The sequence below is a fragment of the Chryseolinea lacunae genome, assembly GCF_016735595.1.
Taxonomy (GTDB): Bacteria; Bacteroidota; Bacteroidia; order Cytophagales; family Cyclobacteriaceae; genus Chryseolinea; species Chryseolinea lacunae.
Window position 1 is genome coordinate 37719 of the sequence record NZ_JAERRB010000018.1, and the last position, 19837, is coordinate 57555.

The following is a 19837-nucleotide window of genomic DNA, read 5'->3' on the forward strand; positions in this document are numbered from 1 at the left end:
AATCGCGTGTCCGGATAGCTATGGCAGGAAGATTTTGGTTTTCGCATTTCGTTTTGGCGTTGGTGTTTTGGGGTTGTTCTTCAAAGGAAAGTAAGAAAGACAATCCACAGCAGGATGTTGCACAACTCCCGGTGGGAGATCCGCAAGTCGGAAAAACACTTTATGCAACGTGCATCACCTGTCATGGTGACGCCGCACAGGGCAACGAAAAACTGAAAGCCCCCGCCCTGGCCAACACCGACAATTGGTATCTCTATCGCCAGCTGATGAATTTTCGCAACGGCATCCGTGGCTATCAGCCCGCCGATACATCGGGCTATCAGATGGCGGCGATGGCAAAGACGTTGAAAGATTCGCTGGCCGTAAGCCACGTGGTGGCCTACATCAAAACCTTGCCACAAGTAGAATTGCCCTCCATCGTGAAAGGTGATTTGAAAAAAGGCGAGCGCACCTATCAAAGCATTTGTGGTTCATGTCATGGACCAGGTGCGCGGGGCAACGAAAAAATGAATGCACCACGCCTCAATGGTCTTGAGGATTGGTATCTCAAAAGCCAGATCGCAAAATTCAGGAACGCGCTGCGTGGTGCGCACCCCGCCGACAAATTCGGCGCGCAAATGGTGCCCATGGTGACGTTGCTTGCCGACGAGCAAGCCGTGAACGATGTGATTGCCTACATCCGCTCAACCACACAACCGGCAAAGGAATGATGCGCGCACTGTTTTTTTTGGCCGTGATTGGCGCAGCAGCGGCGGTGGCCGTAGCGCTAAGGTCGACGCCGGCAGCGAACAGCATCACCTTGTGCAACACATGCCCGCCAGGTTTTGAGTTGACAGACAACAACCTTTGCAAACTCAGAAGCCTCTATCAACTATACGAATCGGGACAGGGCAATGAACCCGGCGTTGGCGGATTGAAGACAGCGTTGCCCAACGTGCGCGACGGCTTCACCCCACAGCAAATTGATTTGGGCCGATATCTTTTTTTTGACCCGGTGTTGTCGAACGACGGCACGGTGTCGTGCGCCACATGCCATCAACCCGACAAGGGATTCAGCGATGGTTTGAAAACCAGTGTCGGTCTTCACAACACAACGCTCAAACGCGCTGCACCGAGTTTGTGGAATGTGGCCTTCTATAAAAAATTCTTTTGGGATGCACGGGCCACGTCGCTGGAGGAACAGATGACCGGCCCGCTCTATTCTCCCGACGAAATGGGCACCACGCGCGAGCAGTTGTTGAAAACGCTGAATGCTATCGAGTCCTATCGGGATTTGTTTCAGCAGGCGTTTCCATCGCGCACGTCCGGGGCCATCGCGTTGGATGAAATTTATACGGCCATCACGGCGTTTGAGTCGTCGCTCATTTCGCTCAACAGTCGCTACGATCAATATGCACATGGCTATCATGAAGCCTTGAGGAAAGAAGAAATTGAAGGCCTTAATATTTTCAGGTCGTTTGTGGCGCGGTGTGCGGAATGTCACACGCCGCCGTTGTTCACCAATCAACAGGTGGCCGTGATTGGCCTGGCTTCGCCGGAAGGTGCGGCGTTCGATGCCGGCGCGCAGGAAACATTTCACGATGCGTCGTTGCGCGGTGCATTCAAAGTGCCCAGCCTGCGAAACATCGATCGCACAGCACCCTACACGCACGCGGGTCGATTCAATTCGCTTCGCGAGATGATCGCTTTCTATTCGGCGGGTCGCGGACACGAGGTGCCCCCAACAGAAAAGCTCCACATTCACTGGCACATCTGGGAACCCAAACTCACCGACTATGAGATGGACCGGCTTGTTGATTTTGTGAAGACCCTCACCGACGAAAGTTTTATGCCCCGTGCCCCGGAATCACTTCCGTCGGGCATCGCCATCGATAAAAACAAAAATCAAAAAACGTTATCATCTCTTTCACCGAATACACCGTAACCTAACCCTGAATTCTGAAATGAAAATTGCAAAGCGCATTCTTCTTGTGGTGGCCATCTTCGCGATTGGCATCTACTGCGGGAAATTGTTTTTTGGCCGCGGCTCCGACATCCCCGCACCCGTGCCAACCTACTTCAGCCAGTCTGCACAGCCGGGCGATTCGGTCGGCATCGGCGCCGGCACAGTGACCGGAAAAATTATTGATGTGAAAAACGGAAGCTCCATTCAGGAAGCTGTGGGCAAGGCAAGTCCCGGCGACCTCATTCGGATTTATCCGGGAGTCTATCACGAAACAGTCTACATCGACAAAGACAACATCTCCCTGCAGGGGGTGATTGTGAATGGCGAATGGCCCACCCTCGACGGCGAGAAAAAACAAAACGACGCCATCCTCTATTCCGGCAACGGTGTGTTGGTAGAGAACCTGAAGATCACCAACTACAAGGGCAACGGCATCATGGGCCAGGCCGGAAACAACTATGTGATCCGGAACAACTGGATTGTAGACACCGGCGTGTATGGAATCTTCCCGCAGTTTGGCAAGAACGGCGTGGTGGAACGAAACATCCTGAGCGGCATCGAAGACGCGGCCATCTACATCGGCATGTGCGACAACGTGGATGTGCGCTTCAACGAAGTGTATGGCAACGTGGCCGGCATTGAAATTGAAAACTCACGTCACGCGCTGGTAGAATACAACTATGCGCACGACAACACGGGTGGCATACTGGCATTCCTCACCCCAGGCCTGCCGATAAAGACATGCTATGATGTGATTATCCGAAACAACTATGTCTACAACAACAATACGAAAAACTTTGGCGCTGTAGGCTCAACAGTCTCACACATTCCCAAAGGCACCGGCATGCTCATTATGGCCGCCGACGACATCACCATCGAAAACAACATTGTGACCGGCAACGACAACGCGGGCATCACCATTACCGACTATGGCTATGCAGGTGTGGATCATGCGAGCGATCCCGAATCGGAACCCAACTCCGACCGCATCACGCTGCTCGACAATTTCATGAGCAACAACGGCGCCGATCCCGTGGCCGATGTGAAGGCCATCATGATGACCAAGCTTTCGAAACTCGGGCCCGACATCATTGCCGTGGGGGGCGGCCAGGGCAGTTGCGTGGTTAATCCCGGTCGCTACAGAACGTTTGGTCTCGATGCGTATGCAAACTGCCAGGCACGCGACACGCGCAGTGTGAAAACCTATTTGTTGGATAAGCCCGTCGCACCCCGCGTCACCGCCACGATCGAGAAAGGCAAGATGACATACTATGGCGTGTGCTCCGGTTGTCATGCCTACAGCACGCGACTGGTGGGACCTCCGGTCAACACCATTCAGGCACTCTATAAAAACAACGCACAAGGCATTGTCGACTTCATTGCCAACCCGGTGCACAAACGCGACGACTATCCGGAGATGCCGCCTCAAAATTATCTGACCGAAGAAACCCGCAAAGCCGTGGCGGAATACATGCTATCGCTCACAAAATAATAATCATAACAAAAGCCTATGTAAAAAGAGGACGAACCAACCTGAACCAACCGAAAACCTAAACCTATGCATAAACTCTACCACCTGATTCTCGTTTGCCTGTTGCTGCTCGTGAGCGGCGCAGCGCATGCCCAAACTGCCGTTACCGGAACGGTCGTTGACAACGACACCAAAGACCCGCTGCCCGGTGTGAACATTGGCGTGAAGGGCCAGGCCGAAGGCGACTTCACTACCTCCGATGGAAAGTTCTCGTTCAAGGTGAGCAAGTATCCCATCACACTCGTGTTTTCATTCATCGGCTTTGCCACACAAGAAGTGGAGGTCGCGTCGGCCCAAGACCTGATGGTGGCACTGGTGCCAGCGTCTACACTCATGAACGAAGTGGTGGTGGCCGCCAGCCGCACAAAGCAACGCAAGATTGAATCGCCTGTCACCATCGAGCGCATCGGCACCAAAGACATCATCAACTCACCACAGGTGAACTACTACGATATGGTGCAGGGCATCAAAGGTGTTGACGTGACCGTGTCGAGCATCGGGTTCACGTCGGTGACCACGCGCGGCTTCAACACCAGCGGCAATACCAATTTTTTGCAGATGGTAGATGGCATGGACAACCAGGCACCGGGGTTGAATTTTCCCCTGGGCAACGTGATCGGGCTCACACAACTGGATGTGGACAACGTTGAAATACTTTCCGGTGCATCGTCGGCCCTTTATGGTTCGCGTGGTCTGAATGGTGCCATGGTGATGACGGGCAAGGACCCTTTTCAATACCAGGGACTGAGTGTGTTGTTAAACCAGGGTGTGAACCACGTGAAAAACAAAACGGCAAACGATCCCGTGAGCCCTTCGCCCTATACCGACATCACGCTGCGCTATGCGAAGCGGATCGGCGACAAGTTTGCCTTCAAAGTAAATTTTCAATACACCAAAGCAAACGACTGGGTGGCCAGCGACACCACAAACAAGAACGGACCCGGCACGCGATTCACCGACCCAAACTATAACGGCGTGAACCTCTATGGCGGGGCAACGTCAACCGACATCAACCCGTTCCTGTATTATGCGCTGTCGCAGGATCCTTCGCTGGCGCCCATCATCGATCCGCTTCTGTCTCAGCAAAACTATGTTGCCCGCACAGGCTATCCGGAATACGGCTATCTGAACAACGATGTGAAGCTCATGAAATCCAACGTGGAGCTGCGCTATAAGCTCACGCCCGGTGTGCAGGCAATTCTCTCGGGCACGTATGGCACCGGCAGCGTGGTGTATACCAACGACACGCGCTATCAGATACGCGATTTCAAAGTGGGACAATACCGCGCGGAGCTGCTTTCAAAAAACTGGTTCCTCCGTGCCTACACCACGCAAGAGAATTCGGGCAAAACATTGTTGGCCGGGCCTACCGCGCAATATGTGAACGAAGCATGGAAGATCAGCTATGATCCGAACACAGGCGATGGCTGGTACCCCCAATACACCGGCGCGCTCATCCAGGCGCTTGCCATGGGTGCTGATGTGAACAGCGCGCACCTCGCGGCCCGCGCCTATGCCGATACCGGTCGACCAGCGTTGGGCTCAACCCAGTTCAACCATTTAAAGGACAGCGTGTCGCAACGGCCCATCACCGAAGGGGGCACGTTGTTTCTCGACCGCAGCAAACTCTACAACGTTGCCTTTCAATATAATTTCTCCGACGTAGTGAAGTGGGCCGAGATGATTGGCGGCGTGAACTACCGGCTCTATGATCTGAACTCGAAAGGCACGTTGTTCCCCGACGAAAACGGACCGATCCATGTGAACGAATACAGTGCCTATGCGCAAATCATCAAACGATTGATTCACGATCGGCTGGCCCTTACCGGTTCTGTTCGATGGGATAAGAACTCGTTGTTTGCCAGTGCCAAACCAACCTCGCGACTGTCGGCCGTGTTCGAGCTGGTGGATCAGCATTATTTGAGATTCTCTTTTCAGAACGCCTATAGCTTTCCATCCAACATACAGTCGCTTCAAAATACGCTGAACGGTTATCGTTCGTATTCTGCCGGCGGATCGTCCTATTTGCTCAACGACACCTATCACTTCAACGTCTATGCACCCTACACGTTGGAGAGCGTGGAGAAATATCAGGAGACCAACAATCCGGCAGACCTGGAAAAATTTATCGTGAACGACATCAAACCACAAACGGCCAATTCGTTTGAACTGGGTTATGCAGCCCTTATTGCAAAGCGTGTGCTCGTGGACGTGTTGGGATATTTTGCCACCTGGAAAGATTTTATCGGCTACACCAACGTGGCCAACACACCGGGAAGCACCGATCCCACGGCGTTCCTGGATCGCAACACCTACACGGTATATAACATTGCCTACAACGGTGCACAGACCGTGAACACCTATGGCTATGCGGCCAGCGTGAGTGTTGACCTCAGCAAAAACTTTATGGCCAAGGTGAACTACTATTCCGATCACCTCAAAAACAAAAACGATAGCCAGATCAACAACTTCAACACGCCCAACTATCACATCAACATGGAGTTTGGCAACACTGGTTTCGGGAAGAAAAAAACATGGTCGTTCAACACCACGCTGCGCTACAAGCCAGGATATTTCTACCAGGTGGCCGGTGGCCTGGGCAATGGCACAGTGCCTTCGTCGACGGTGATTGATGCGCAGGTAGGCTATAAAATTCTGAGTGCGCACTCGGCCGTGAAACTGGGCGCCACCAACCTGACAAACCGCTATTATTCAACAGGCGTTGCAAACCCGATGATTGGCGGAATGTATTACGTTTCGGTAGCGTATAACGTGTTCTAGTCGTACGCTTGTTTTTGCGGAAGATGGTGACTTGTGTTTGAAACAGGTCACCATTTTTTGTTGTAGACTATTTTAAACAGAAAGCTTGACGGATCTCAAGGTGGTTCAATAGCGGTTATGGCTTCACCTCATTGTTCGCGGCGTCTATCGGGATTTTCTGTAAATTGTGTTGACAAGCACATCAGCAAATAAAAGAATGCCTCTTCACCTCATCTTTATTCATGGCGGCATACTGTCCGGACTCATCACCGTGGCCATGCTGTTCATCATTATCAAGGGACCGCGAATAATGCTGCAGGATTATCCGAAAGAAATTCAGGATATGGTTCCGCCAAAGTCTAAGGAAGAAAAGAAAGCCACGTGGATTTACGGAGCTCCATTCCTCATGGTCGCCATAGGAGGTCCTGCGCTCTTGGGTTGGCACTATCTCCAGGCCAGCAACCTCAACTTCGTTTCGCTGTTTGTTTATGTGTATGGGCTTCTGCTGGTCTTTAATGTCTACGATCTCATCATTCTGGACTGGCTGCTTTTCTGCACCATCACACCGCGGTTTGTTGTTATACCTGGAACGGAAGGCAGCAAGGGCTATAAAAATTATCGATTTCACTTTGTTGGTTTCCTGAAGGGCTTTCTCTATACGTTGGTTATGGCATTGGTAATTTCTTCTCTATTAATAGCTTTACAAAGCATACTTTAATCGCCCCGATAAAAACGTGGAGCGTGCCTGAGGTAATGCAACGTGAAACATTAAAGCGCAATCATGCAATTCACCATCCAAAAATCTGTCGAAATCCTTGAACGCACACCGCAGCTTCTTGAGATCATGTTGGGCGGCCTCTCTGAAGAATGGATAGAAAATAACGAAGGCCCCGAAACGTGGAGTCCGTATGATGTTGTCGGCCACCTGATCCATGGCGAAAAAACGGACTGGATTCCCCGAATGGAAATCATCCTCTCCTCGAAAGCCGACAAATCATTTGAACCCTTCGATCGTTTTGCCCAATTCGACGAAGGCGCACCAAAAACGTTGACACAATTGTTGAACGAATTCAAGGCACTGCGCAAGCAAAACCTAAATCGCCTCCGTGCACAAAACATAACACAAAACGACCTGCTGCAAGAGGGCCGGCATCCCGCGTTTGGCCCTGTAACCCTCTCGCAGCTTCTGGCCACATGGGTAGCCCACGACCTCAATCACATCGGACAAATTTCGAGAGTGATGGCAAAACAGTATGAGCAGGAGGTGGGTCCGTGGAAGGCTTATTTGGGAATATTGAAGGCCTGACAAAAGGCGATGAGTAGGCTAGAATAAGGGATGCTGCATTTGTTCGCTTTCATACAATTTTCAGCTCTCCGTCCATGGTTCTTTTGAGAAAAACAAAATAATCAAAACCATGAAGAGAATCATCGTTTCCCTGCTACTGCTCGCCGTAACATCAGCCTCCTTTTCCCAATCGAAACAAAACGATTTGCTGGAAGAAGCTAAAAAAGCCATCGCGGCAAGCAATGCAATTTATTCTGACCTGGCCCTGAAAAACGATGGGTCCATTCTGACGCGCTATGCAGAAGACGCGTGCATATTGCAACCCAACGGTCCCGTGCTTTGTGGCAAGGAAGGTATCCTCAAGTTTTTCAAAGAAGCGCCCCCGGTACATGGCAAATTCACAACGCTCCACGTCTATGGCGATGGAAAAGAGTTTGTGACCGAAGAAGGTCTCTACGAGATCACCGACCTCAACGGCAATAAACTTGACGACGGAAAAATTCTTGTGCTTTGGAAAAAGACTAAAGACGGCTGGAAAATGTATCGCGACATGTTCAGCAGCAGTCACCCGGCAAAATAGCGACGTTCACAACCCGATGTTTACCGCCTGCTGAAACTTTACACCACCTTCGGAAAGCGACGGCCGCGCTTCCGAAGGCGTGATGCCCGTGAACTTCTTGAACTCGCGGATGAAATGCGCCTGATCATAATAACCACAATCATAAGCAATGGTGGTGAGGGGCACGTTTGACGACAACACCAGGTTCACACTCTTATTGAAACGTTGCAAGCTGAAGAACGCACGTGGTGTTAGCCCCACAACGTCGAGAAACAGTTGCTGGATGTAGCGCGTCGAAAGGCCATAGGTGTTGGCGATCGTCCGGAGGTCGAACGATTCGCCCGCTTTAACGATGGCATCGCACAACTGCGAAATTACGTTGGCCTTCCGGTGCATTTTTTCGTTTGTCCTCAATTTCTGAATCAGGAAAGCATCGAGCGCTTTGATTTTAAGATCGAGTGAACCGGCATGCACCAGGCCCTCATAAAATTCTCTCGACTCGTTTGCAAACACGCCTTGCATGTCGACAGCATAGTTCGTGAAGTCGGAAGCAGGAGGGGGAAGAAAGAGCGCGTTGGCGTGAGGCTGAATGCGTGCAAGTAAAACAGAAGTGCCCTCTGCCACCGTGAGCCGCGTAGGCACCGTGAGTTGCCCCAGCACTTCCACATCGGGCATGTCGCGGCGATGCCCGTCGATGATGGTGGCCGCTTTCCCATTCGAAATGTTGATGGCCAGGTCGACGTAGCCACTGGGATAGAACACCTCGTTGGTCAGGTCTTTTTCGAGCGTGACAACGGAGTAGCTTTTTATGAAAGGCTTTAAGATGTCGGCAGGAGCAAGGTGCATAATTTACCGTAACGATGATGGCGGAAAATGGATGCGTGACATCTGCCTCACCGGCTCATCCCCTTTGCCAATGCCCGGCATGCGTTGAGCTTTGAAACAAATGCCTTGTAGGCGCCCACCGAAGACGCAACGGGTTGGCTGGAGAAATAGGCGATCACGCAGTTTGCGCTACGGTTGATGTAAATGACCTGGCCGTGAATGCCGACCCCGGCATATTCGCCTTTTGTTTCGTCGAGTATCCACCAGAAGTTTTTGTAGCTCACCCAGGGCATTTTTGCGTTGACATAAACATGGTTTTTCGAATAGCGTTCCTTATCCGCCGCAGTGAGCCTGAGGGTTTCATCTACCCACGTGGCGGGAATGATTTGTTTGCCGTCAATTTTTCCACGGTTCAGAATCAGGTGGCCGAACAGGGCAGCATCGCGCAGTGTGGTGTTAACGCCACCCGTGGCGATGGGTGTGTGCGACTTGTCTACGGTGATGAAGGCGTCGTGTTCCGCACCGATCTTTGCCCAAATGTTTTCGCGTAAAAATTCCTGATAGGGCACGCCCGACACGCGGGCAATCAACCAGCTGATCACGTCGACGTTTGGCGATGAGTATTCAAATTTCACTCCGGGTTCCAGGTTCTTGTTGATGAACGCCTTCTTGGTCAGAAAGTCATACACGCTCCACACCTCTGCCGTTTTCGGATCGGCCTCTGCGCCTTTGGCTTCGCGAGCATTTGCGGCAACAGCGTAGTATTTAAAATAGAAATTGGCAGTGTCGGTATAAGACTCCGTGTAGCCCATGGCCGTCGACATGTTCAACACGTCTTGAATGGTCACGCGCTCGAAGGCGCTTCCTTTCAGTTCGGGAATGTAGTGTGCAGGCGACGCGGTAAGGTCTACTTTTTTGTTTTCCACCAGAATGCCCAGTGCTGTGCTGGCCATCGATTTGGAAACCGAATACCAGATGTGCTGATAGTCGCGGGAGAGTCCGTTCCAGTATTGCTCATATAAAACCGTGTTGTCTTTCACCACGATAACGCCATCGGCATCGTGCTCTCTGAACATCACCTCAAACGACATTGGTGTTCCCTCTGTGTCGGGCGAAACGGTGGTGGCAATGGTGTGGTCGGGTTTTTCGCGGAACGCATGAATGGCGCCCGACCGCGGCATCATCAACACGTGCAGTGCTGCACCCGCATTTCGGAAAGACCACTGGCTGAACGGATGTTCGCGAAAATTTTTCATCGTCACAAGGCTCTCGCGATTGGGTGGAAATCCGTCCATCACCTTCACATGAACGGCGGGTTGCTGTTGGGCGATGGCATGTGTGAGGGCGACGATGAGGGCAATGGTAATTGTGAGTTTATACATAGGAGGGTTGGAGAACATATTAATATAGACAGCGTGGTTCAAAAAATCAACCGAGATTTAGACACTTCCTTTGTCTAAGAAACCTTAGCCCGTCACGATTTCATCAGCAGGTTTGTTGGAGGAATATGATTGTTTTTATATATTTAAGTAAATTATATATATAGATGCTTCCAAAAGAATTTATTCGCGGCACCATAAAAACCATTATTCTGAAACTGTTGGCGCAGAACAAGAAGATGTATGGCTATGAAATTACCCAGCACGTGGCGGAGCTTTCTCAGAAGGAAATCATTCTTTCTTATGGTGCTTTGTATCCTGTGTTGTACAAACTGGAATCGGAAGGGCTGCTCATCACCACCACCGAGGTTGTAGACAACCGCGTCCGGAAATATTATGCGCTGACACCCGAAGGTAAAAAAGTGGCCAAGGTAAAGGTGTCGGAGTTGCAGGAGTTTAACCGGATACTATCGTCGATACTGAGTGAAGCAGGGCCCAGGGTTAGCCTGAAAATTTTGTAAGCATGATCAGCGAGAAACAACGCGACATAGTGAAGGAACTGCTGATACGTCAGGGCCTCACTTTCAAACCGCTGCTGGCGGAAATGATCGATCACACCTGCTGCGAAATAGAAGAGAAAATGGCCGGAGGGATGTCGTTCGAAGAAGCGCTGAAGAGCACACTCCACGATATTCCGGATGATCATTTTGTAATCATACAGCGCGACACTGTGGAGTCTATGAGCAAGCGCTTTACGCTGTTGCAGTGGTTGTCTTACCTGTCGCTTGGGTTGCTTTTTTTGAGTGTGGTTTTCAAAATATTTCAATTGCAGTTTGGCGGCCAGTTGTTGCTGCTTTCGTTTGTGGTGATGGCCGTTTCGCTGGTGGCCGGTTCGGTGTCGGGCCTCTACTGGAATCGGAAAAAAACAGGACGGTTCAATGTGCTGGGCGTTGTGTTGGGAACGGTGCTCCTCATGATCGGCTATGGCTTCAGGCTATTGCACCTGGCCGGCGCCGATACCGTTGTGTTGCTGGCGGTGGTTGTCACCCTGGGGTCGTTGGTGAGCAACACGTTTTTTATTTTCCGACATGCCACGGGCGAAGGAAATTTGCTCACCCACCTGCACGAGAAGTACACACCCGGCATCGAACGTTTTCTGTTGCTCTTGCTCCTCCCGCTCACGCTATTCAAAACCATCAGCATTGTGCAAGGTGAACCGCGGTTTGCCGGTGGCCTGGTATTGTTGGTAATTATTTTTGGTGCGGGTCTTCAACTCGTTGCGTTGCTCTGGCGGGCCGTTGAGCGAAATGCCGTCCATCGAAATCCTTATGTTCTTGCGGGCCTGATCGTTTCGTTTACGTGTTTTGTGCTGGTCTTCCTGGGAAACGGCATTCCGGTGAACATCCGGATGATGATGATTGCAACCTACAGTGTTGTTTCTGCCTGGCTTGCTTTCAAAATGGAAGAAGGCAACACGAGTGTGTCGTTGTTCATCGCATGTTTTGTTCCGGTGTTGTTTTTGGGTTGGGCCATGGTGAGACTCGGCGTGATTCCCGAAAGTGTAGATAGGTTTATTTTTAATCTGCCCGTGTTGATCCTGCTTGTGGCTGCTATTTTTCTTTGTAAAAAGCACGACACCATGCGTGCCTACCTGATCGTCTTCCTCAGTTCCTACTTGTTTGAATATGTGCACTGAAATGTGACAGGCATTTTCTTCCAAACCAGAATACATAGATGAAACGTTTAGTCTTATTGAACCTGGCTTTCATTCTTTATGTAGCCGGATTGCTTTGTGCGATTGTTGTTGGATATGGGACCGGAGCGATCGTTGTGCTCGCCGCGTCGGCCGTTATCCTGTGCCTCTATGGGTTTACGCTCTACCGTGCTTTCAAGACGGGGCGGTTGTTGACCTGGGATGTGTTGGCCTATAGCCTGGGGGTGTTGGTGGTGGGGGAAATTTTTCTTCAGGGCTATAGCATTGCCATCGCGCGCAGCGTGTTTAGTCTGCCTGGATTTTATCAGCTCCACACGGTGTCGGGATTTATTTTGCTCGGACTATTTGTCTACGGCACGGTTGTGTATGCACAGAAGAGCGAGGATGAAGGGAGTTTAAATTTTATACTCACCGTCATTGGTCTTTCCGGCTTCATAAGCTTTATTGGTTTCTTAGGTTTTGCAAGAGTTCTGCCCAACACGGTCAGACTTATTTATCACAGTTTTGTATTTCTCATCTTCCTTTACCTCGGCTATTTTTTATGGTTGCGTCTCAAGCGAAATCGATCCAATAGCGCGGAACAAAAGGCGGGACTGGTGTTGTCGGTTTTAATGCTGATGTTCTGGATTGTGCGATGGCAAACGCCTGAGCTGATACCTCCCGGCATCTACCGCATTGTTGTGAACATCGGGTTTGTCGCCGTCATTGTTCTTCCTGTAGCGATTCTGTTTTTTCGGAAAATGCACTTTCTAACGGTGTTCATTCTGTACGCCATCGTGTCGGATCTGTATTTTATTTCGTTCGATAGAGACTTCCGGTATCTGGTCAACACCGGTGCATCGGGATGTGTGGGGTTTGAAAATGCAACACAATACCCTATAGTGAACGACCCCGGCGTTCCGACAGAAGAATTATTTAAAACCCCCGCGCCGGAAGAGGTTGAAGACGTGAGAGACGAATGGCGCACGAAAGATTTCAGTCCTCGCCAGGTTCGCGTGGAGTATGTGGAACGCCAGTTGAATGGCGATTCTATCAAAGTGATCTCACATGTGGTGGATGGGAAAAAACACTACGGAATGATTCGCATTCCCCTTGGCCTTCGCCTGGATGAAGCACCGATTCTTCTTGTGCTTCACGGTGGTGGTGCGGAGACAGACGTGCTGGAAACGGAATTTTTATATCGCATCGCCGGCGGAACGTGCGAGGATGAAATGAACCGCTATCTGATCGTGGCGCCGTCGTTTCGGGGCGACATAGCGCGCGGAAAAGAATTTTGTTTCAGATCGGAAGGTTATACCGGCGATGTTTGGCAAGGCGCCGCAGAAGATGCCGTTTCGTTTCTGGAAGCCGTGAAGACGATGTATCATAAAAGAGAAGACGAAAAAATTTTGGCAGTAGGCGTCAGCCGGGGTGCGACGGTCGCTCTCCTGGTGGGTGGGTTAACAGACAAGCTCGATCACATCATCGCGATCTCGACACACACCGATTTTGTAAACGCTGACGTGCTGAAGAACGAACGCGTCGGTTCCGACTATCCAAAAATTTTTTATACACCAAAAACCCCACCCGCCTCAATCCGAAAAAAAATGATTGCCAGCTCACCCTACTATTTTGCCGAACACCTGCCCTATGTTGAAGTGCACCAGGGAAGGAACGATGTGTTAACCACGGCCTGGCATGCAGAACATCTTCGGCAGCGACTGAAGGACATAGGCAGACCCGATACCACATTCAAAATTCAACTCTACGACGGCAAAGGCCACGGGTATGCCGATGACAATTTGATCTGCAAGAGCCTGCACGATTTTGCTGAGCGGGCGATTCAGTAAGTAATTAGCCCACGATCAGGACACATTTGGACTGATGAAACCAGGAGCGAGAACGATATCGACGCACCCCGTTGCATGCAGATAGCCGGAAAAGGCGCCGCTCTAATAAAAAGGGAAATTTTCAGGACACGTTTTATACCATTTTCAGTACCTTCGAAATTGGTTTGCCATGCCCCGAAGGTCATTCGGGGCTGTCGGGCCGTTATCGCATTGTGCCGACAAAATTTTATGACACCAATCATTTCAAAACGACAGTCAAACATCCAGACGCCACGCATGAATCTAATGAACGAAATGTTTCCCCTGAAGAAAACACTGCGGCTTTCCGCCACGGCAATGACGGCATTGCTTATTTTTTCCTGCGGACCCAAAGAAAAAACCGCCGAGGTTCGCATCAAGAAGCTCGATCCAAAACAAACCGCCGAAATGGCGTCGGCCGTTGAGGCTCTTGTCACGCCCCAGTTGGCCGAAGGGCTCACGCTGAAATTGTGGGGCGTTGATTCCCTTATTGCCGACCCGGTGTCGATCGACATCGACGACGACGGCAAGCTCTACTACACCCGTACCGTTCGTCAGAAACATTCGGAGTTCGACATACGCGGCCATCAGGATTGGGAAATAGAGTCTATCTCCCTGAAGAACATCGAAGAAAAACGCGACTTCCTTCACCGCACACTCTCACCCGAAAACAGCGCGAAGAACGGCTGGCTTGCCGACCTGAACAAAGACGGCTCGCACGATTGGCGCGACATGACCCTGGAAAAAGAACAGGTGTTTATGGTGCAGGACGTTTCCGGCGATGGTGTTGCCGATGAGTCACAGCTGGTCATCGAAGACTTTCACGACGAAACCACCGACGCTGCTGGCGGTGTGATGAAACATGGAAAAGATCTGTTCGTGGCCATTGGCCCCGACCTCTGGCGCGTGAACGACATCAACGACGATGGCGCTGCCGATAAAAAAGAATCACTGTCGCACGGCTATGGCATTCACGTGGGCTTTAGCGGTCACGGCATGTCGGGTGTGGAAATTGGCCCTGAGGGAAAAGTGTATTGGCAGATCGGCGATATAGGTTTCAGTGGCAAAGATAAAGACGGAAAATTGTGGGACCATCCCAACAGCGGCGTGATTGTGCGCGCCAATCCCGACGGCAGCGACTTTGAAGTATTTGCCTATGGAAATCGCAACACACACGAGTTTGTGTTTGACGAATATGGTAACATGATCAGCGAAGACAACGACGGCGATCATCCCGGCGAAAGCGAACGCATTGTCTATGTGGTGAACGGCGCCGACATTGGCTGGCGCACCAACTGGCAGTTTGGAAAATATCGCGACCCCGAAAACAACACCTACAAAGTATGGATGGACGAGAAGATGTATGTGCCCCATTACGAAGGACAAGCCGCCTACATCACACCCGCCATCGCGAACTATGTGAACGGACCAACCGGCATGCTCTATAACCCCGGCACCGCACTGGGGTCGGAATGGAAAAACACATTCTTCATTGCCGAGTTTGTGGGTAACCCTGCACAGTCGGGCATTCACGCCTTCAAGTTGAACCCCAAAGGCGCAACGTTCGAGCTGGGCGAAAACAAAAAGATATTGGGCGGCGTGCTGGCCACCGGCATCGATTTTGGTCCTGACGGTGCCATGTATGTGGCCGACTGGATTGAAGGCTGGGGCACCAAAGATCACGGCCGTGTGTGGAAGCTCGACGTGGGCAACCCGAACGCCGCCGAACGCAAGGACACCGAAGCCAAATTGAAGACCGACTTCACCAAGCTCGACGCCGCACAACTGGAAGCACTTTTGAAACACGCCGACATGCGTGTGCGTCAAAAATCACAATTCGAACTGGCGACACGTGGCGAAGAAGGCCTGACCGTGTTCAAGAAAAGCATCGCGCAACGCGAACATCAGCTGGCACGCGTAAACGCCATCTGGGGAATCAGTCAGCTGGCCCGCAAAGACATTAAACACGCCGCGGTGCTGGTGCCGTTGCTGCAGGATGCCGACCCCGAGATTCGCGCACAAGCGGCCAAGTGGATTGGCGATGTGCGCTACAAAGATGCCGGCGCCGCGTTGATTCCACTTCTGAAAGACGACAACAGCCGCGCACGTTTCTTTGCAGCCGAAGCCCTGGGACGAATCGCCTATGAAGCGGCTATCCCAAACCTGGTGGAATTGTTGCAGGCCAATAACGACGAAGACATCTACATCCGCCACGGCGCAAGTCTCGCGTTGGCGCGCATCGGAAAAGCGGCGCCCGTGGTGGCGTTGTCAACCCATGCTTCGCGCGCGGTGCGACTGGCTGCTGTGGTAGCACTTCGCCGCATGAGCGACACGGGCATTGCGGCATTTCTGAAAGACAGCGACCAACTCGTGGTCACCGAAGCCGCACGTGCCATCAACGACGACCTCTCTATTGAAGGGGCGCTTGCCCCGTTGGGCGATGTGTTGAAGGATACAAAATTCACATCGGAAGCATTGTTGCGTCGCGCCATCAACGCCAACCTGCGTGTGGGCACGGATGCGTCTATGCAAAACCTGATTGCCTATGCCAGCAACGAAACAGCACCCGCACCCATGCGTGCCGAGGCCTTGGCCGCGCTGAGCACATGGGCAAAACCCTCAGTGCTCGATCGTGTGGACGGACGTTTCCGCGGCAAAGTTGATCGCGATGCAAATGTGGTGAAAGAAAAATCGGCCGCAGCGCTCACCACCCTCACCGGCAACAAAAACGCGCAGGTGCGGCTTGCGGCGGTGAAGGCCATAGGCAAACTTCACGTGGCGTCTGCGTCAACACAATTGCTGACGCGCCTGAAAACCGATGCCGACCCTTCGGTGCGCGAAGAAGCGCTGAAGTCCCTGGCGGCAATCACCGATCCCAAAATCGGCGATGCCATCAAAGTGGCCCTGGCCGACAAGGAAAAAAATGTGCGCGTCACGGCGCTCGACCTGTTGCCCAAGATGAAGATCGACAAGGCACTCATGGTCTCGATGCTCGGCGATGTGATTGGCACACGCACGGTCGAAGAAAAACAGGCTGCGCTGCTCACACTCGGCAACCTGCCCCTCGAAAGCACACTGCCCGTCTTCAACAATCTGTTGACACAGCTCGAGCAAAAGAAACTGCCTTCCGAAATAAATCTTGAACTGTCGGAAGCCATCGACAGCACACATTCCAAAGACCTGGAAGCACGTTTCAAAAAAATCAGTGCTTCGCTTGACAAGGACACGCTTAAAGCAGCTTATGCCGGCGCACTGCTGGGCGGAAACGCAGAACGTGGCGCACGCATCTTCTACGAACATCAGACAGCACAGTGTATTCGCTGCCACTCGCTCGGCGACTATGGTGGCAACGCCGGTCCCCGCCTCAACGGTGTGGCCAAACGACTCACGCGCGAACAAATGCTCGAAGCCCTTATCAACCCCAGCGCCCGACTGGCACCGGGCTATGGCATGGTGATACTCGAAATAAAAGGTGGCAAAAAAATCAGCGGCATCCTGCAAGAGGAAAAACCGACCACGCTTGCACTGAAGATCGGAAACAAACCCGACACGCTTGTTCAAAAACAGGATGTAGTGAAACGCACCGATGCCCCGTCGAGCATGCCGCCCATGCGCCTGCTGTTGACGAAGAAAGAGATCAGAGACGTGTTGAGTTTTATCGCGACACAGAAAGAGTAAGAATCATCTGCGTGGACCGTTGGTTCATGTAAGGAAAGCAAGAATTCACGTTGTGGATTCTTGCTTTTTTATTTTGTCGCCCTGAAAATTTCTATGTCGTCTTTGATATTTTGTAGACATGCAGCACTTCGTTGTTCGATTCCATTTCTCGTTCAAACTTCAGTCCCAGTTTTTCAATAAGCCTGATGGAACTGCTGTTGTCGGGCAAGGTCACGGCGAGGATGTGCGTGGCGAGATTGTTGTGGAGCAGATGGGTCAGGATTTTATGCGTGGCTTCATAGGCATAGCCCTTGTTGAAAAACTCCGGTAGGAACGCAAAGCCAATGTCGGTGTGTTCCAAATAGGTTCGCTTGATCAACGTCACCACGCCGATGGCGGTTTGGGTTTCTTTGAGGGTTACGGTCCAGTATATCGTGGTGGTGTTTGCCATGATGTTTTGAATGTAGGTGATGGCGTCGGCGTTCGAGTTCACATTTCGGTTGCCAATAAACCTGAACCAGCCGTCCGTGTTCACCAGGGTGTGGATCAACTCACTGTTTTGCTCGGAAAGCGGTTGAAGCAGGAGCCTGTTGGTGGTGAGCGTGATGTCGTTGGTCATTCGGCTGCCTGTTTTTGAGAAATGTAAATTTAGTCTTGAACGATCTTTATTTTCTACTTAAAAAAAGAAAACAAAAGCAGACGTGCGCTCAATGAAGAAACGACACCCATTCCACATTCTTGTCTTTGCAAATCTGAAGACCGTCGCGGAAGGCTTTTAACAATTGCTGCAACGGACTGAAGTCATCACTTTCGTGGTTGGCCTTTTTTTCATCTATACCAATCTTGTTGAGTTCGGTCAACAGATAGCTGACCTCGTCTTTTGTGTAGTGGCTGATGGCCGGGAAGTCCTCAATGTCGGGTATGTCAAAAAGTTTTTCGGTTTTCCACATCCTGTCCAAATCAAGTTTCATCCCTTTGCTTTTGAAGAGCGCATTGGCCTCCTTCCACACCTTGCCGGCATAAAATATATCGCCTTGCGGCGACAAGTAGGTGCCGAGGGCATCGCAGATAACAAGAAGAGCATAGCCATATTCATGCGCATATTTTCGACGAAGCCCGGAAGCGGTCTTGCCCTTCACGACTCCTACAACGCCGTCGAGTGGTCGTCTGTTTTCGGGTTTGATATACCGCACGATCAGATCTTCCAGTAGTTCGTCGAAATCGACATCTTCCGACTGGTCGGCGTACGTATCGTAGCGTTTGGCTTTCTTCACTTTTTCGATGAAGGCTACGTCGTTTGAGCCAAGGACTTTTCTGACACTTTCCAGGTCAACGGCAAAAGGTTGTGCTACGGATCCCATAGAGTATTGATTAGAGGTTTTTGTTTGTTAGCTGAATTGGCATGGAGCAAGAGGTTTGGTCAAATCGTCAACAACGCACTTCAACGTGAGATCGACCTGGCTTATTGTCGGGGCAAATGAGTTTTGTCATAGGTCGCGTTAAACCAATGTGGAAGATAATTCTTTTTTGGATTACGAGGCAAGCGGCATAAGATTCCATAGGGCGATAGTTGAGGTATCAACAAAAAAAACACGCCTGGACCCGATGGGATTTCCAGGAACCTGTTGTATTTTGGATTTGACCAACCTAAACCATAAACCGATATGTTTGGACTCTTCAAGAAAAAGAAAGCGGAAAACACATCAGATTACTTATCTGATGTTGCGTTGTTGAAACAAATCTTTAGCGCAATGGGCAGCAACTTTGCAAAGTTTCATCAGCAACTGGAGGCAGGGTTGATTGTCGGTTCAAAAAAGAGAGACACGCCCGTGCCGGGTTATGTATCCTTTGCTTACAACACCGATGTGTTGAACAGGTTTGAAGACAAGAAGGGAAGGAACCTGGCCATCAGAGGCATTAAAGTATTCGAGGCAACGGCAAATGCGTATGTCGAAATCCAGATAAACGTTGGCTACGGAATTGTTATGGGTTTCTTTCCAAAACTTCACCCACTCACAAGCCCTGTTTTGGACAACGTGCAAGTGGACCGCTTCACAATCCACTATCCGGGCGAAGATAATTTTAACCCGGCAAAGGCATTGTTGAGCAAAGAAGACGCACAATTGATAAACCCCAGCGATGTCTATGAGCTCGAACTCAACGGAAAGAAATATTATCACCTGGCCGACCTTGAAAATGGTGACGGCGATTTTGTAGGCATCGACGATCAGAAAAATCTGTACCGGATAACCCACGATCCTTTTGAGATCACCGTGGTGAACGGAAGTTTAGCGGAGATTCTGGGCAAGCAATAACGACTTATCTGCGAGATAGC

The 19837-nt window shown here is 51.0% G+C and carries 16 protein-coding genes; 12 read left to right on the top strand and 4 right to left on the bottom strand.

The annotated features are described in order from the left end of the window. The first annotated feature begins 20 nt into the window (after positions 1 to 20). The 7 genes from JI741_RS30630 (at position 21) to JI741_RS30660 (ending at position 8101) form a co-directional block, all read left to right on the top strand. Positions 21 to 710 (top strand): c-type cytochrome, encoded by a 690-nt coding sequence (locus tag JI741_RS30630; protein WP_202016167.1) that lies wholly within the window; start codon positions 21 to 23, stop codon positions 708 to 710. Beyond that, the gene (locus tag JI741_RS30635; RefSeq protein WP_202016169.1) at positions 707 to 1924 is read left to right on the top strand and encodes a cytochrome-c peroxidase; all 1218 of its coding nucleotides are present in this window, start codon (positions 707 to 709) and stop codon (positions 1922 to 1924) included. The genes JI741_RS30630 and JI741_RS30635 overlap by 4 nt, the downstream gene beginning before the upstream one ends. A 19-nt stretch (positions 1925 to 1943) precedes the next feature. Next, positions 1944 to 3437 carry a parallel beta-helix domain-containing protein gene (locus JI741_RS30640; RefSeq protein ID WP_202016171.1) on the top strand — a complete coding sequence of 498 codons (1494 nt, stop codon included), beginning with the start codon at positions 1944 to 1946 and terminating at the stop codon, positions 3435 to 3437. A gap of 66 nt (positions 3438 to 3503) precedes the next feature. Then, positions 3504 to 6257: a TonB-dependent receptor gene (locus JI741_RS30645; protein WP_202016173.1), complete on the top strand. Its 2754-nt coding sequence runs from the start codon at positions 3504 to 3506 to the stop codon at positions 6255 to 6257. 196 nt (positions 6258 to 6453) lie between these two features. Then, on the top strand, positions 6454 to 6954 hold the full coding sequence (locus JI741_RS30650) for a hypothetical protein (protein ID WP_202016175.1): 501 nt from the start codon (positions 6454 to 6456) through the stop codon (positions 6952 to 6954). Positions 6955 to 7017: 63 nt separating this feature from the next. Further along, positions 7018 to 7542, top strand: a complete 525-nt coding sequence (locus tag JI741_RS30655; RefSeq protein ID WP_202016176.1) for a DinB family protein — start codon at positions 7018 to 7020, stop codon at positions 7540 to 7542. A gap of 109 nt (positions 7543 to 7651) precedes the next feature. Beyond that, on the top strand, positions 7652 to 8101 hold the full coding sequence (locus JI741_RS30660; RefSeq protein ID WP_202016177.1) for a YybH family protein: 450 nt from the start codon (positions 7652 to 7654) through the stop codon (positions 8099 to 8101). Between the two features lie 6 nt (positions 8102 to 8107). Here the strand turns inward: JI741_RS30660 and JI741_RS30665 are convergent, their stop codons facing one another. Together JI741_RS30665 and JI741_RS30670 are read right to left on the bottom strand one after the other, a co-directional pair. Continuing rightward, positions 8108 to 8926, bottom strand: a complete 819-nt coding sequence (locus JI741_RS30665) for a helix-turn-helix domain-containing protein (protein ID WP_202016178.1) — start codon at positions 8924 to 8926, stop codon at positions 8108 to 8110. 47 nt (positions 8927 to 8973) lie between these two features. Continuing rightward, a complete protein-coding gene (locus JI741_RS30670) occupies positions 8974 to 10287 on the bottom strand; it encodes a serine hydrolase domain-containing protein (protein WP_202016179.1) in 1314 nt (437 codons plus the stop codon). A gap of 164 nt (positions 10288 to 10451) precedes the next feature. Here JI741_RS30670 and JI741_RS30675 point away from each other — a divergent pair, with 164 nt between their 5' ends. The 4 genes from JI741_RS30675 to JI741_RS30690 all read left to right on the top strand — a co-directional run bounded on the left by JI741_RS30675 (position 10452) and on the right by JI741_RS30690 (position 17523). After that, positions 10452 to 10805: a PadR family transcriptional regulator gene (locus JI741_RS30675; RefSeq protein WP_202016180.1), complete on the top strand. Its 354-nt coding sequence runs from the start codon at positions 10452 to 10454 to the stop codon at positions 10803 to 10805. Between the two features lie 2 nt (positions 10806 to 10807). Beyond that, the gene (locus tag JI741_RS30680) at positions 10808 to 11980 is read left to right on the top strand and encodes a hypothetical protein (RefSeq protein WP_202016182.1); all 1173 of its coding nucleotides are present in this window, start codon (positions 10808 to 10810) and stop codon (positions 11978 to 11980) included. Positions 11981 to 12018: 38 nt separating this feature from the next. After that, positions 12019 to 13827, top strand: coding sequence for an alpha/beta fold hydrolase (locus JI741_RS30685; RefSeq protein WP_202016185.1), 1809 nt, complete (start codon positions 12019 to 12021; stop codon positions 13825 to 13827). 285 nt (positions 13828 to 14112) lie between these two features. Beyond that, positions 14113 to 17523 carry a HEAT repeat domain-containing protein gene (locus tag JI741_RS30690; protein WP_202016321.1) on the top strand — a complete coding sequence of 1137 codons (3411 nt, stop codon included), beginning with the start codon at positions 14113 to 14115 and terminating at the stop codon, positions 17521 to 17523. A 91-nt stretch (positions 17524 to 17614) separates the two neighbouring features. Here JI741_RS30690 and JI741_RS30695 read toward each other — a convergent pair whose 3' ends face one another. After that, positions 17615 to 18121, bottom strand: coding sequence for a GNAT family N-acetyltransferase (locus JI741_RS30695; protein ID WP_202016187.1), 507 nt, complete (start codon positions 18119 to 18121; stop codon positions 17615 to 17617). Between the two features lie 88 nt (positions 18122 to 18209). Beyond that, entirely contained in the window at positions 18210 to 18863 is a 654-nt protein-coding gene (locus tag JI741_RS30700) for a DUF7691 family protein (RefSeq protein WP_202016189.1), read from the bottom strand. A 303-nt stretch (positions 18864 to 19166) separates the two neighbouring features. On the opposite strand from JI741_RS30700, the gene JI741_RS30705 reads away from it, so the two are divergent. Next, positions 19167 to 19817, top strand: coding sequence for a hypothetical protein (locus tag JI741_RS30705; RefSeq protein WP_202016191.1), 651 nt, complete (start codon positions 19167 to 19169; stop codon positions 19815 to 19817). Positions 19818 to 19837 lie beyond the last annotated feature (20 nt).

Bases quoted from the DNA above. Each gene is read 5' to 3' on its own strand.
- JI741_RS30660 (WP_202016177.1), top strand. From the start codon at position 7,652: ATGAAGAGAATCATCGTTTCCCTGCTACTGCTCGCCGTAACATCAGCC.
- JI741_RS30665 (WP_202016178.1), bottom strand. From the start codon at position 8,926: ATGCACCTTGCTCCTGCCGACATCTTAAAGCCTTTCATAAAAAGCTAC.
- JI741_RS30645 (WP_202016173.1), top strand. From the start codon at position 3,504: ATGCATAAACTCTACCACCTGATTCTCGTTTGCCTGTTGCTGCTCGTG.
- JI741_RS30680 (WP_202016182.1), top strand. From the start codon at position 10,808: ATGATCAGCGAGAAACAACGCGACATAGTGAAGGAACTGCTGATACGT.
- JI741_RS30630 (WP_202016167.1), top strand. From the start codon at position 21: ATGGCAGGAAGATTTTGGTTTTCGCATTTCGTTTTGGCGTTGGTGTTT.
- JI741_RS30655 (WP_202016176.1), top strand. From the start codon at position 7,018: ATGCAATTCACCATCCAAAAATCTGTCGAAATCCTTGAACGCACACCG.
- JI741_RS30705 (WP_202016191.1), top strand. From the start codon at position 19,167: ATGTTTGGACTCTTCAAGAAAAAGAAAGCGGAAAACACATCAGATTAC.
- JI741_RS30675 (WP_202016180.1), top strand. From the start codon at position 10,452: ATGCTTCCAAAAGAATTTATTCGCGGCACCATAAAAACCATTATTCTG.
- JI741_RS30695 (WP_202016187.1), bottom strand. From the start codon at position 18,121: ATGACCAACGACATCACGCTCACCACCAACAGGCTCCTGCTTCAACCG.
- JI741_RS30685 (WP_202016185.1), top strand. From the start codon at position 12,019: ATGAAACGTTTAGTCTTATTGAACCTGGCTTTCATTCTTTATGTAGCC.
- JI741_RS30690 (WP_202016321.1), top strand. From the start codon at position 14,113: ATGAACGAAATGTTTCCCCTGAAGAAAACACTGCGGCTTTCCGCCACG.
- JI741_RS30670 (WP_202016179.1), bottom strand. From the start codon at position 10,287: ATGTATAAACTCACAATTACCATTGCCCTCATCGTCGCCCTCACACAT.
- JI741_RS30635 (WP_202016169.1), top strand. From the start codon at position 707: ATGATGCGCGCACTGTTTTTTTTGGCCGTGATTGGCGCAGCAGCGGCG.
- JI741_RS30650 (WP_202016175.1), top strand. From the start codon at position 6,454: ATGCCTCTTCACCTCATCTTTATTCATGGCGGCATACTGTCCGGACTC.
- JI741_RS30700 (WP_202016189.1), bottom strand. From the start codon at position 18,863: ATGGGATCCGTAGCACAACCTTTTGCCGTTGACCTGGAAAGTGTCAGA.
- JI741_RS30640 (WP_202016171.1), top strand. From the start codon at position 1,944: ATGAAAATTGCAAAGCGCATTCTTCTTGTGGTGGCCATCTTCGCGATT.